The organism is Rhodohalobacter sp., from assembly GCF_041686455.1.
Classification (GTDB): domain Bacteria; phylum Bacteroidota; class Rhodothermia; order Balneolales; family Balneolaceae; genus Rhodohalobacter.
The window spans coordinates 1-13,431 of the sequence record NZ_JAWLDW010000005.1; the positions used below are offsets into that span (position 1 = coordinate 1).

At 41.7% G+C, this 13,431-nt stretch carries 9 protein-coding genes, 1 tRNA gene and 1 other RNA gene; 3 read left to right on the forward strand and 8 right to left on the reverse strand.

The window, feature by feature from the left end; all coding sequences use genetic code 11:
• From ACESM0_RS01280 to ACESM0_RS01300, 5 genes are all read right to left on the reverse strand, one after another.
• On the reverse strand, positions 1-935 hold a 935-nt coding region (locus ACESM0_RS01280), incomplete at its 3' end, for a lysophospholipid acyltransferase family protein (protein ID WP_372902866.1).
• A 153-nt stretch (positions 936-1,088) separates the two neighbouring features.
• On the reverse strand, positions 1,089-3,452 hold the full coding sequence (locus ACESM0_RS01285; protein WP_372902868.1) for a zinc-dependent metalloprotease: 2,364 nt from the start codon (positions 3,450-3,452) through the stop codon (positions 1,089-1,091).
• A 174-nt stretch (positions 3,453-3,626) separates the two neighbouring features.
• Positions 3,627-4,736, reverse strand: coding sequence for a serine hydrolase domain-containing protein (locus ACESM0_RS01290; RefSeq protein WP_372902870.1), 1,110 nt, complete (start codon positions 4,734-4,736; stop codon positions 3,627-3,629).
• A gap of 193 nt (positions 4,737-4,929) precedes the next feature.
• Entirely contained in the window at positions 4,930-5,406 is a 477-nt protein-coding gene (locus tag ACESM0_RS01295; RefSeq protein WP_372902872.1) for an ankyrin repeat domain-containing protein, read from the reverse strand.
• A 324-nt stretch (positions 5,407-5,730) separates the two neighbouring features.
• Positions 5,731-7,302, reverse strand: a complete 1,572-nt coding sequence (locus ACESM0_RS01300) for an HD domain-containing protein (protein ID WP_372902874.1) — start codon at positions 7,300-7,302, stop codon at positions 5,731-5,733.
• Positions 7,303-7,390: 88 nt separating this feature from the next.
• Between ACESM0_RS01300 and ACESM0_RS01305 the strand changes: the two genes are divergently transcribed.
• Positions 7,391-8,374, forward strand: a complete 984-nt coding sequence (locus ACESM0_RS01305; protein WP_372902876.1) for a YheT family hydrolase — start codon at positions 7,391-7,393, stop codon at positions 8,372-8,374.
• A gap of 45 nt (positions 8,375-8,419) precedes the next feature.
• Entirely contained in the window at positions 8,420-9,373 is a 954-nt protein-coding gene (locus tag ACESM0_RS01310) for a YpdA family putative bacillithiol disulfide reductase (protein WP_372902878.1), read from the forward strand.
• A 5-nt stretch (positions 9,374-9,378) separates the two neighbouring features.
• Here ACESM0_RS01310 and ffs read toward each other — a convergent pair.
• From ffs to ACESM0_RS01325, 3 genes are all read right to left on the reverse strand, one after another.
• Positions 9,379-9,478: signal recognition particle sRNA small type (gene ffs / locus ACESM0_RS01315), an RNA gene on the reverse strand.
• A gap of 56 nt (positions 9,479-9,534) precedes the next feature.
• Positions 9,535-11,667 carry a CHASE2 domain-containing protein gene (locus tag ACESM0_RS01320; RefSeq protein ID WP_372902880.1) on the reverse strand — a complete coding sequence of 711 codons (2,133 nt, stop codon included), beginning with the start codon at positions 11,665-11,667 and terminating at the stop codon, positions 9,535-9,537.
• A 552-nt stretch (positions 11,668-12,219) separates the two neighbouring features.
• Positions 12,220-12,293, reverse strand: a tRNA-Ala gene (locus tag ACESM0_RS01325).
• 138 nt (positions 12,294-12,431) lie between these two features.
• Between ACESM0_RS01325 and ACESM0_RS01330 the strand changes: the two genes are divergently transcribed.
• The gene (locus ACESM0_RS01330) at positions 12,432-13,379 is read left to right on the forward strand and encodes an OmpA family protein (RefSeq protein WP_372902882.1); all 948 of its coding nucleotides are present in this window, start codon (positions 12,432-12,434) and stop codon (positions 13,377-13,379) included.
• Positions 13,380-13,431: the final 52 nt, after the last annotated feature.

The following is a 13,431-nucleotide window of genomic DNA, read 5'->3' on the forward strand; positions in this document are numbered from 1 at the left end:
TCAATTTTAAATAGTTCTGCTCCCTGTTTTTCAAGTACCAGCTTTTCCCTTAAAAGAGTTATGGGCATGCCACTTATTTTCTCAAACAGGTTAATCAACGAGTGCTCTTCACCATGAATGTCGATCAGCCTGGATGAAGCATTCATTCTGTAGTTCATTGATGATGATCGGCTAAAGATATGCTCACCGTCGGGAGAAAAAATAGCTCCGTTTTTACCTGTGTCCGGGCACCTGTAAAGAAATCTTTCAATTCCTGCTGCAGGTTTTTTTGCAAACGGCGGGCGTACTTCATCCGGAGGATTATACTCCTCAAATTCTATCTGATTGCGACATACTTGAGCAAATTCTTCATAATTGTCAAACTCCGATACATGAAGCGGATTCATAAATCGGAGTTCCATACTGCACTTTCGAAATCGGTCTGCCCATCGCGGCCACCCAAGGTATGAGCCGTGAATTTGTACCGGATGAACCGGAATTCCCATCTTCCAGAATAGCTTAATCGTGGTTTCTATGAGTGGTTTTGGCTTCCCGTCCCAGCGCCGGCCACCCTCAGGAAAGATCACAATCATCCGGTTTTGATCGATCATCTTCATCACACTGCGAATAATTCCCGGTTCAGGCACATATTTGCTGGTCGGCACAATACCAATACTGTCCATAAAAACTCTGGGGATAGTCTTATGGAACTGATCCCTGGTCATCACTCCGGCAGTCGGCTCCTTCTGCATCCCAACGTTGATCAAAAATGGATCAAAATAGTTAGAGTGATTACCAAAGATAAAACAGGGTCCCGTTTGAGGTAAATTTTCCGGGTTTGTAATACGCGGGCTGAAGAGATATTTCGTAGTCGGAATAATCGTTTTGCGCATAAATGCGAACGACTTTTCCGAAAAACCTCGATCATTTTTCTTAAAAGTAAAACCGTCTAACATATCCACACCAACCAATCCAAATATTCTGTTATAAAGAATTTACATGACTAAAGTTTGTATCTATAAACCTGAGTTCAGTTAATAATACATCGATTCAGACATATACAAGTCCATGCCTAATAAGAGGGGACTTTGACCTTAATTTATTAATGATTAAAACTCACACATCAGCAGGTCCGTATTCATCCCACCGCTTCCAATGGGAGATCCCGGCGGGGTATAGGGTGCAGGTGGAACAGAGAAAGACTCGGCATCCATCAAAAAACGCTCAATCATACTTGATGCTTCGCTGTAGTGAGCTTTCCAGATCATGTTGCTGTCGCCTTCCGCTTTTTCAGCGAGATGCCCCTGAATTTGACCTAGCATCATTCTGGTTAAAGCCTGAACATCAGGAGACGCATTTTGATTACCTGCCAACTGCATTAAATTGCGCAGAACAGAAACGTTAATTGCCCTTTGAACAGATCCGAGATAGCCTTCTCTTTCATCATCCAGAATAGTGTTATGAATTATTTCCCTGATAACTTCATGCAGATCAGGATAGTCGCTGTTTCGTGCTGATTGGAGAGTCAGTCTCGCTGCCCGCTCCGGATTAAAAATCAATGATGCTGAAAGGTTTGAAGCAACTTCCGCCATTGCAATGGGATCTACAGCAGGAGCTGTGTACCCCCTGAAATTCTCCCGTGTAGACGATATACCGGCCGGCTTTGGCGGTATCAGATCCAATAAGCGTTCAGGAAGTGCCAAAGTTTCTGCCTGTAGTGTTTTTAACATCTTTTCAAGTGCGGCACGCTGAACATCAGCATCCACAACAGCCGGCCCGGGCTGACCGTCTCCACGCATCTGATAGGCAAAATCCATTCCCCCTATAAGCTTCACCGTGGCTTCCGTCTGATAGCGGTGAAAAAGATAAATTGGCACCAAAACATCTTGCAGATTAGCCATAGGTCGACCCATTCGGGTATTTTTCTCTCCGAAATTATCAAGAGCAATCTTTCGCACTTCCAGTATGTGATCCAGCTGGGAAACAACATCCGAGCCGTATTCCCATAAGTGCGCATCGGGATGTGAACCGCTCTGAGGGCGAGCTACTTCATCAGACAGGAACAGGTGTCCCTGGTCGATGGTTTCTAAAATAATATCTTCAAGAGCTTCTTTCTCATTTGTATCCTCAGTAAAGTCCTGATAGCCCCAAATTACAGCCCGTTTATCCCACTCACCGATTCCTATATCATAAGCGTTGGCCAGGCTAAGAGATTCATCATCCTCAACTGTAACCATTGGGTGAGGATAGTCCATAACTGATGCCAAATCATTCACGCTGGCGGCAAAGTTATGAGTAATTCCCAGCGTATGACCAATTTCATGAGCCGACAGCTGACGGATACGATTCAGCGCCATTTCCAGCATTTCAGGGTCCGGCTCCACGCCCTCTTCATACGGGGCAAGAAGCCCTTCGGCAATCATATAATCCTGCCGAACACGCAGTGAGCCAAGCAGTACATTTCCTTTGATGATCTCACCGGTTCGCGGATCTACGACGGATGAACCGTACGACCAGCCTCGTGTTGATCGATGAACCCAGTTTATAACGTTGTAGCGAATATCGAGAGGGTGTGCATCATCAGGCAAAACCTTCACCTGAAAGGCATCTTTATAGCCGGCCGCCTCAAATGCCTCATTCCACCATCGCCCACCATCCAGAAGTGCCGTCCGAACAGGTTCCGGAGTTCCGTTATCCAGATAAAATACAATCGGTTCAACAGCCTCACTCAATTCCGCTTCCGGATTTCTCTTTTCAAGCCGATGGCGAACAGCATATCGTTTTGTAATGTCCTCACCGATCGGCGTGCTGTAATCCTGGTAGCTGATCCCGTTAAACCCGGAGCGAGGATCCAGTTCTCGCGGTTTGTATCCGTCATCCGGCAGTTCAACAAATGAGTGATGAAGCCGCACGGTTACCGCGTCTGCGCTTGGCGCAACTGATCGGAGATTTGAGCCGGCTCCGGAACCGGTAAACGTCAGCATGGTCTCAAACTCTGAATTTTTGGGGAAGTTAAAGGTCCCGGGCAAGTGAATAGCAGACCGAGATTGATCTACGGAGTAATTTCCCTGATTATTTCTTCGAAGACGATCAGCTACTCCATGCGCATCCTGCATCAGAAATTCTGTAATATCAATTAGCACACGGTTTCCTTCTCCTGCTTCAATTTCAAACCCAAATAGTATGGATTGCGCGAAGGCCTCTTCTATAGATTTCTTCTCAAGCCGGTTCTCTGAGGATGCCCTGTAGTCGTAGTTTGGTTGAACCATCAATATCTTCGGACCCACTCGTACAAATTTTACAATCCGTGTATTTCCGAGCTGACTGCGGTCCAGTCCAATATCATTCGATCCAACTCCGGCGGCCATTGAATTTACATAAATAAACTCCTGATCAAGTTTGTCGATTTCCAGCCAGATTTTTCCGGTATCATCATCCCACCAATAGTTAAAATAACCTTCGTATTTCTCCATACCTGAAGTTATTTCGGATATACTTTCCTGAGCTGAAGTTCCAAGAGGTAAGAGTATAAAAGAAAAGAGCAGTAGCAATATATTTTTCATCCAACATCTATTTATTTGAGTTCTATTGAATAAACGAAATGTTCACTGCATAGAAAAGAATGTTTTCCCTTAAATAATGCATGCTCACTCAAATGTTGTAAAAAGATTTTTAAACAGATGCCGGGTAAACTCATCCCTGAATTCAAACATGTCATGCTTACCGTCTGTATTTGTCACAGAAATTACGGCTCTATTCGATTCAGGGTGAACATAAAACCAGGAGTAGTACGAAAACTGGGTACCGGTATGGCCAATAACCCGTATGCCGTTGAACTCTTCCAAAAAGAAAGAGAGTGCCGCAGATGATTTTACTCCGTCTTTCTCTTCAATTTCAAGTTCATTTTGCCAAAGTTCATCAATTGATGTTCTGCTCAACACTTCATGTTCTGAACGATGTACCCCAAGCAGAAAATTGAGGTATTCAATCATATCGGTGAGTGAAGCATTTAAACCGCCATTGGGTGTGGTGATTCCGGCATGAAAGTCGAACCCTCGGGCAACAGGAGCGTCATTCTTGATTTGATAACTATTGGATCTTTTCGAAAGCAGATGATATGGAGTGTGATTAAAATAGGATAGGTGCATTCCCAACGGCTTCAAAATATTTTTGTCGATATACACCTCCCAGGGGTCACTGCTCAGTTTTTCAATTATTTTACCCAGAAAAATAATTGCCGGATTGGAGTAGCTATGTTTGCTTCCCGGTTCAAACTCAACTTCAGTATAGGGAAACATGGCTACGAGCTGTTCCCATTGGGTTGGTTCAAACGGATGCCAGTCCTCATTGCCACCCCAGGGCCATGTTGAATTTCGAAGTCCTGTAGAATGGTTCAACGCCATTCGAATGGTGATCTCATCCATGCTGCCAAACGGGTTGTGAATTTTATTCAACTCCGGCAGATAGCTTACCAGCGGATCATCCAGTGAAAGAAATCCCTGATCCCGCATCTGCATGATGGCAACAGCAGTGAATGTTTTGGTAATAGATGCCCAGTGAAAAATTGTTTCTTCATTCACTCTGCGCTCATTCTCCAAATCAGCGTAACCGTGATAAACCTTTTCGCTTATTTCACCATCCTTCAAATAAACTAAAGCGCCTCCCACAACCTCATAATCAGAAGCTTTTTTTATAAAATGATCTTCAATTTCACTCCAGTCCAACGAGTCGTGATTCTGTTGAGCAGCTGCATTCATAAATAAACTCCCGGTTATGATTAACAAAAAAGAGAACAGTTGAAAGCGTAATAATGGCATGGCATCAAATAAGTTATCGTACGTTTTAAAATATCGCACCGAAACAACTTAGCCAACAATTACGCAAAAAAACAAAAAAGCCCCGAACTGCAAGGCAATCCGGGGCTTTCTAGTTAATTGGTCAAATCAAAATTTATCTGACTATAACTTTTTGGGTCCTGCCCTTCAGCAAATCAGCTGCATTTGGTTGTCCATTACGGATTGCCAATTCAGCAGCAGTAAATCCATCCATATTTTTCAATGTGGAATCTGCACTTTGCTTTAGCAGTTCTTCAACAAGATGAGTTTGTCCCTGCTCCGATGCAATCATCAGTGCAGTGTAGCCCATATTATTTTGTTTATTTATATCCGGATTGTGCGCAAGAATAATTTTCACCATTCTTGGGTTTCCAATTTTTGAAGCCAGCATTAATGCTGTGTTCCCCTTTTCATCAACAGCATTTATATCCGCACCTTCTGCAAGCAGAACGTTCAGACTTACGATGTCAATGTTTTGAATCGCTTCAAGTATGTTATCCTTTACAACATCTGTAGTGTTGGCTTGAGCAGTTCCTGCAACCAGTGTTAAAAGCAGTACTGAGCTCAATACTAATTTACTTATGAACTTCATTTTTCTTCTAAATATTACTTTAAGTTAGTCCTGATTTATTATCTCTTATGCCGGGTTTTTCACCAGTTGATTTTATTTAATTTGACCGGCCTGCAATTGAGAATTGTATAACGATTTAAAGATACGGAAGGTTTCACATTTAGAGATAAATTTAACCGATACAGAGAAAGTAAATCTACCTTATAGACTGGAGTAAAAAAGTAAATATCTCCTCCCTAACCTATTAAGCTAAACCGGTTAATTATAGAAAAAGATTAAAGAAATAATCCCCTCTAGCCTCGAATTCGCGAAATATTTTTAAGTTTTTGCGCTACAAACTTGTTTCTATTCAGCCTTCTCTGAATGGATAATTTTCAACTCTTTTCCGGTAACTTCCTCAAATAGAAATCGCTTTCTCATAGCACCCCAAATTTCAAGATTTGGGTCTGTCTCTGTTTCAATATTTAGTTTAATCTGACCGTTGCTTTTCACTACCTCTAAATCTCTCACATTTTGAAAGTGGCTGCGATCCAGTCCGTCTGCAACCCGTAGTATAGCACTCAATTTTTCTACTCTGTTTTTTACGTTTTTATCTAGCTTTTTATAGTGGGAATGCCTCGATTTTGGGGTCGACCTGCGATGGTAGCGGGCAACGTTTGCCATAACATCAATCTCCTCTTCTTTAAAACCTTTCAGGTCTGCATTATTGATAATATAAAGCGCATGTTTGTGATGTTTCCGGTGTGAGATATGATAACCGATATCGTGCATAAAGGAGGCATACTCGAGAAGCTCGCGGTCTTCGAATTCAAGATTTAGTTCATCAGACAGTTCATCGAATAATTTTAGCGCAATTTCTGCAACATGGATGGAGTGATCTTTGTGCCAGTCACATTTATGTACCAGTTCCAATACACTTCTTCTGCGTGGAGTTTCATCCAGATGCATCCGAACTCCCTCACTCATCTCTTTTTTGATGAAACGAAGCACAATTCCCTCTCTGAGTGCTTGAGATGAAATTTTTACACGTTTAATCCCAAACTTTTTCAGGATGTAGTAAACGAGTACTAATCCGGCCGGCAAAAGTTTGATACGCTTTTCATCCAGCCCTTTCAATTTTGCTCGTTTTTTTCCATTCAGCCCGATTACATCATCATAAAACTCAAAAAACTCTTTATCCGTAAATTCAAGCTCATTTACTGTTAAATTTGGTGTTTTATTATTTCTATGCGCAATCATTAAACCGATATTCTCCATCGTACCGGATGATCCAATCAACATAGAAGAGCGATGCATGGCAAATGCTTCTGCTACATCAGCGAGCTGTTTATCGAAGTGTTTTTTGAGCGAATCAATTTCTTCCTGTGTAATGGGGTCATGATCAACAAACCTGGCCGTCATACGAGCCACACCTAGTTTCTTACTGCTCAGATGATGAAATTTCTCCTGATCGGCCAGTATAAATTCAACGCTGCCACCGCCAATATCCATAATAACTGCAGGGGTTTTCGGCATCCGTATTCCGTGCTGAACGGCAAGACCTATTAATTCTGCTTCAATTCTACCCGGTATGGCGTTAATTTTCACACCTACCTCATCAATAACACACTGGATAAAGTCGCCTCCATTTTCTGCCTCCCGAATTGCACTTGTTGCATAAGCCAAAATTGTTTCAGCCTGTTGATTATCTGCAAGTAACTTTATCTTTTTTAATGCATCAATCCCCCGTTCCATTGCCTGATCAGAAAGTCTGTTTCCCAATCCCTTTTCAGCAAGCAAAACCATCTCCTTTAACTTATCGACCGTATAGAAACTACCGTCTGAAAAAATCTCAACGATCAAGGCGTGAAATGAATTTGTTCCCAGGTCTATTGCAGCAATTCTCTTTACAGGCCGTCGCGGAAATGATTGATTCATCGTCTGTTTACTTTCCTTATCTTATGTTTAATTAAGAAATGATACAGAAAGTGCATCGCAATTTCTTTAAAAATTGGAAATCAACACAATGGCGGACTCCTTACAATCTGATCAGCAAGTTCATGCAAACGGATTTCAATCTGCGCCCTGGTGTGTTAACGGACATGTTCACACTATCCTCTGTTCTCTTTTTTTTCAGGGACCTCCCATTCGTGCAGAAGAAGTTCGAATTGATACACCGGATGGAGATTTTCTGGATTTGGATGTAACCCAACTAAGCGAGACATCTCCGGTTGCGGTGTTGTTTCATGGTCTGGAAGGCCATGCAAGAAGATATTACATTAAACGACTTACCGAACACTTGCTTGAAAGAAACTTCAGCGTAGTTTCCGTTAACTTCAGAAGCTGCAGCGGCACAATGAATCGGAAAAAACGATTCTATCATTCCGGAGAAACTGAAGATCTTCACACTGTTTTTGAATGGATTGAACAAAACTTTCCAAATGCCGAATACTATACAGCAGCCGGCTTTTCACTTGGAGCAAGCACACTTTTGAATTATCTAAACAAACACGGCAAGCATCATTTGATCGATAAGGCAGCTGTAATCTCCACACCGTTTGAACTAAAAAAAGGATCTTTGAATCTCGAAAAAGGATTCAACAGACTCTATTCAAAAAGCTTTCTTGTCACACTTGAAAAGAAACTGAAAATAAAAAAAGAGATGTTCTCAGACCTTCCTGATTTTACAGGAAGTACGCTGTATGAATTTGACGATCAGGTAACCGCTCCTATTCACGGCTTCGAAAACGCCGATCACTACTACGGAAGCTGTTCGAGTGCATTCTTTATGGATAAAATAAAAACAAAAACCTTACTCATACATAGCCAGGACGATCCTCTTTGCCCGTTTGAATGGACTCCGGTCAACGATATTCAAAAAAATTCAGTTTTATCATCAAGTTACCCAAAAGAGGGTGGGCATGTTGGTTTTTGGAGTATTCCATCCGGATGGATTAACAAAGTTATTGGCGATTATTTTGCTCTGTCCCCTCATGGGAAACAGGCATAATTTAAAATCTGCAAATAAACACATTTTACTTACTAGCATTTACCTATGGTTATTATAATCGGTTCAGGTCCAATCGGGCTTGCCACAGCAATTGCGTTGAAACAGGAAGGAATTCAATCTCTTATTATAGAGCGGGGTTGTTTGGTAAACTCAATCTACAACTATCCTACCAATATGACATTCTTTTCAACTTCTGATAAACTGGAGATTGGAAACATTCCCTTTATCTCTCATGGATCTAAACCTACACGAAAAGAAGCTCTTGAGTACTACAGACGCACCGCAGAACATTACGAGCTAAATGTAAATCTTTTTGAAGAAGTAAAGAGTGTAAATGGCGAAGATGGAAATTTTGAGGTTGTTACCACAAAAGATACCTATTTAGCAAAAAAAGTTGTTCTGGCAACAGGATTTTATGGCAAACCCAATATGATGAACGTGCCCGGTGAAGAGTTGCCTAAAGTACTTCATTATTACGATGACCCTCATCGGTATGCCTGGCAGAACGTACTTGTAGTAGGTGGCGGAAACTCTGCTGCAGACGCCGCCCTGGAAACTTATCGCTGCAGTGCCAATGTATCCATTCTTGTTAAGCAGGATACCCTCAAACCCTCCATTAAATATTGGGTGAAACCGGATATAGATAATCGAATTGAAGAGGGATCAATCACCGGTTACTTTAACTCTGAAGTTTTAGAAATACGGGAAGAAGAGGTTGATATTCAGACACCGGGTGGGAAAAAGACCATTCCAAATGATTTTGTTCTTGCGATGACCGGCTACCTGCCACACTTTGATCTCATGAAGAGTATGGGTATTGAACTGACCACAGATGAAAAAAAGATGCCGGTTTTTGATGAAAAAACGTTAGAAACCAATCGAAAAGGACTGTACGTTGCCGGTGTGGTTTGTGGTGGAATGGATACAAGCAGTCTGTTTATAGAGAACAGCAGAATTCATGCTGAGCACATTGCCGGTCATATCGAGAAGAGTATATAAAAAAAAGAGGGCAAGCTACTCATATCACGCCGCTACGACCTACTACCGCTGCTGCCTTCCGACCCTGACGGAGTTCATAGGGAGCTGGCTGTATGAGACTTGCCCCGAGCAATAAATATAAGGCCTTTCACACTAAATATAAACGATAAATCGTAAGAAATTTATCGTTCGATAATACCTTTCCAATCGTTTTCGGGAGGGTTTTCAATCAAATCACGACACAGTTCTGCGTAGAATAGGGATGGATTGAGATATTCACTTACATGAAAGCTCTCCGATTCTTTTGCGCTCAATTTTTCAAAAATGGCGAGCGCTTCTTTAAATTTCCTGTCGAAGTAAAAGTGTAAACCCGTTTCAAATTGTTTAATCAGACTTAACGATGATTGATCAATTTGGCCGGAAAATCCAACAAGCTGGTATAATTCTGCTGACTTGTATCGGCCTTTTACACGAACTTTTCCCAGCTGCCTGAACACGAACTCGCCGGACGATTCTGCCTGCTGTTTCGTACTTTCAGATACTATAGCGTACACACCAAAAATCTTACAAGCAGACTCGCACCGTGCGGCCAGGTTCACGTTGTCTCCCATCACGGTATAATTAAAGCGCCTTTCTGATCCCATATTCCCCACCAGCATGAGCCCCGTGTTAATTCCATACCTTGTTTTAAATGGTATACCGTCTACTCCGTTTGATATTTTTTCCCATCGCTTTTCAACTTTCAAAACGGTTCTGCAGGCGCATGCTGCCTGATTTTCAATAGGAACCGGAGCCCCATAAAAAGCCATTACCGCATCCCCTATAAATTTGTCCAGTGTACCTTTTTCCTCATTAATTACTTCCGTAAAAGTATTCAGGTAATTATTAATCATGGATACCAGTTCAGTCGGTGCGAGTGACTCTGAAAGGGTTGTGAAATTTTCGATATCTGAAAACATTACCGTCAACTCATCTTCCCTTCCGCCCAGCGTATACTCAATTTCATCGGAAATCATTTTATCCACAAGCTCAGGAGATACGTAGGAGGAAAACATCGACTTAATTTTTTTCTTCTCTCGCTCTTCGTAAATCACATTATGTGTTACCGAACCTGTATATCCAACTACAACTGCTAGCAAAACAGGTACAATTGGGATAAACAGACTTCCGTATATAAAAAACAGTGCAGCAGTAATTACCCAAATAAAGCCAATAATAAGCGCCATAAATAATCCCGACCATCCTACAAATCTGGATGTTATGAGGTAGCTAGCTAGCAGTAAAATCATGGTGATAAGTAAACTATTCAGGCTGTCAACTTCCTCAAGGAAGTTTCCGCTCAATATAGTTTGCAGTGCGTGTGCGTGTATCTCAACCCCCGCCATTGAGTATTCACCACTTCGGTCGGGATAAGGCACCGAATGGAAGTCTTGCAGTTCAGGCATTGTGGTTCCAACCAATACAATTTTATCCTTCAAGATATTTTTATATAAGAGACCGTAATCCGGATCATCGAACTCATTTATTTCAAAAGCCTGCATTTCGGTTCTGGTTTCAAAATCTGCGTCATCGATCACCGATTCGAAACCCACATAGTCAAATGATCGATACCCTCCGTGATAATTAATTAGCATACGGTTCTTTTCCGTTTTGGGTATCGGTTGATTCGCAGCTACATACACGTCACTCCTGTTTTCCAGAGTAACATCTTCCCCAAATATCAACGGGAGAATCTGAACAGAAAACGAATAGTAGGTCTCATTCAAATAGTTATACTGAAATGGATAGCTTCGAATAAACCCATCAAGGTCAGGTCTCATATCTACAAACCCGATTCCCCACGGGGTAGCATCCAGAAACATCTGTCTTGGAAAAGAAGGCGTTCGCTGATCTGCAACCACACCGCCCAAAAAGCGCCTTTCCGGTTCCTGTCTCACCCGGCCTGAAAAAATAACATTCCCGGCCTCTTCAACAGCTTGGGCAAAAAGTGTATCGTTGTTCAGATCATAAAGATCAGGTTGGTCGAAAAGGATATCAAAAGCAATAACTTTGGCGCCGGCCTGGTTTAAATTTTCAATCAGATTTGCATAAACATAGGTTGGCCAAGGATATTTATACGGAATTTCATCATCAGCTCTTGAGCTTATCTCAACGATTACAATATCACTTTCGGAAAGATCTATCGGTCCTCTAAGTTGGAATAGCAGGTCTCTGGAATTGAGGTCTGCTGTTTTTATAGGAGGTAAAAAGAAAATAAAAAGCATCAGCAGTGCAGCCAGAATAAGGGTCAGAACTGATGAAATAGTTTTGCTCATTGGTAGATTTAAATTCTGTGGATGTAATTTAACTGCATTATACGACCATTTGGTAATGCTGCAAAATCGGATCCATACCTATCGAAATCTGAAAAAATCAAAATAGACTGCTTGAAGTCTCTAAAATATACAGACTTCAAGCCTGTAATTTTGATTTTCCCGGCAAGCGTTCATATTTAAATAGAAAAACAAAATTCTTTCACTATTCGCAACCTAAAAAGCCCAAAAGGCTGATTATCTCATTGAGAAGATCTTAAAAACAATTTGAATACTGTTGATCTACTGTTCTTGAGGATGTTTATACCAAATCTAAATTATGAAAACCCTTTGAGCTTATAGGAACAAGAATAGAAGAAAGACGTATATAACTGTGCCTCAAGTATGTCAATTTAGTATGTTTTTATTCAGAAATAGAAGTGTACTGCATACTAATTGATACTCATGCAAACTAAAAATACATTTATGGGGAAAACCTACAATAATCCGGAGTTTGAAAAACTGTACGCCTTTTCTTTCTCCAGACAAATACACATAATTGATTTTCAACCGATGTGGAGCTACGGGGATTCGAACCCCGGACCTTCGCGCTGCCAGCGCGACGCTCTAGCCAGCTGAGCTATAGCCCCGTCGAGGCAGAATATATCATCTTTCACAAGCATTTGTCAAAAAAAACATTTTTGTTTGCGATTGATGGTTATGTATTTTTTGTTAAAGTGAATAATATCTAACTTAAAACCTCACACTAACTGTACAGGAGAATAACAATGTTTAAATCACCTACATACTTAATTATTGGGTTACTTGCCTCAGTGCTCGTTTTTCAAGCCTGCGGTACAGGAGAACCTGAAGGGGATCCCGATCCATTAACACTCGAATACCTAATGAGCCTTTCTGACGAAGAGCTTATGGAGCGAGACAGTGACGGAGACGGCCTATCTGATTACGATGAAATTTACGTTTACGGAACTGATCCGCTTAACGCAGATACTGACGATGACGGTCTTACCGACAACGATGAAGTTAATACTTACGGAACCGATCCGCTTAACATGGATAGCGATGACGACGGTCTATCTGACGGAGATGAAGTTAACGCTTACGGAACTGATCCACTGAGTCCGGATACTGATGGAGATGAACTCTCTGATGGTGATGAAGTTGACGAATACGGAACTGACCCGCTTGATCCGGACAGTGACGGTGACGGACTCTCTGATGGAGATGAAGTTAACGTTTACGATACAGATCCACTCGCCCCTGATTCAGACAGTGACGGATTTACAGATGGACAAGAGATTGAAATGGGAACAGATCCGCTCGATCCAAATGATCCCCCTTTCATTAACGAACTGAATACCATTAACTTTGACTTTGACCAATCCGACATTCGCGACGGCGACGCCAGACTATTGGCTGAAAACGTTGAGATGCTGATGGACGTTGAAGCATTCAGAGTTCGAGTTGATGCTTATACTGACCATATTGGTGGAGATCAGTACAACTTAAGACTTAGCTTGAGAAGAGCGAATTCTGTTGTAGATTTCTACACTGAGAATGGTATTGCAGAAGATCGCATTGAACATAGAGGCTTAGGAAAAGCTCCAGTTGAGTGTGCTGAAGCTGAAATGGATGAGAACACACCCGGTTGTGAGAAAAACCGACGAGCAGAGTCACATCCTCTGAATCCATATCCATTTTCTCCAGGAAACTAACTGAACGTAAGTTTCAACAAACTAAAAGCGGACTGAATAACTCAGTCCGCTT

Coding starts and splice junctions, on each gene's coding strand:
- ACESM0_RS01295 (WP_372902872.1), bottom strand. CDS start 5,406: ATGAAGTTCATAAGTAAATTAGTATTGAGCTCAGTACTGCTTTTAACA.
- ACESM0_RS01320 (WP_372902880.1), bottom strand. CDS start 11,667: ATGAGCAAAACTATTTCATCAGTTCTGACCCTTATTCTGGCTGCACTG.
- ACESM0_RS01330 (WP_372902882.1), top strand. CDS start 12,432: ATGTTTAAATCACCTACATACTTAATTATTGGGTTACTTGCCTCAGTG.
- ACESM0_RS01305 (WP_372902876.1), top strand. CDS start 7,391: ATGGCGGACTCCTTACAATCTGATCAGCAAGTTCATGCAAACGGATTT.
- ACESM0_RS01310 (WP_372902878.1), top strand. CDS start 8,420: ATGGTTATTATAATCGGTTCAGGTCCAATCGGGCTTGCCACAGCAATT.
- ACESM0_RS01300 (WP_372902874.1), bottom strand. CDS start 7,302: ATGAATCAATCATTTCCGCGACGGCCTGTAAAGAGAATTGCTGCAATA.
- ACESM0_RS01290 (WP_372902870.1), bottom strand. CDS start 4,736: ATGAATGCAGCTGCTCAACAGAATCACGACTCGTTGGACTGGAGTGAA.
- ACESM0_RS01285 (WP_372902868.1), bottom strand. CDS start 3,452: ATGGAGAAATACGAAGGTTATTTTAACTATTGGTGGGATGATGATACC.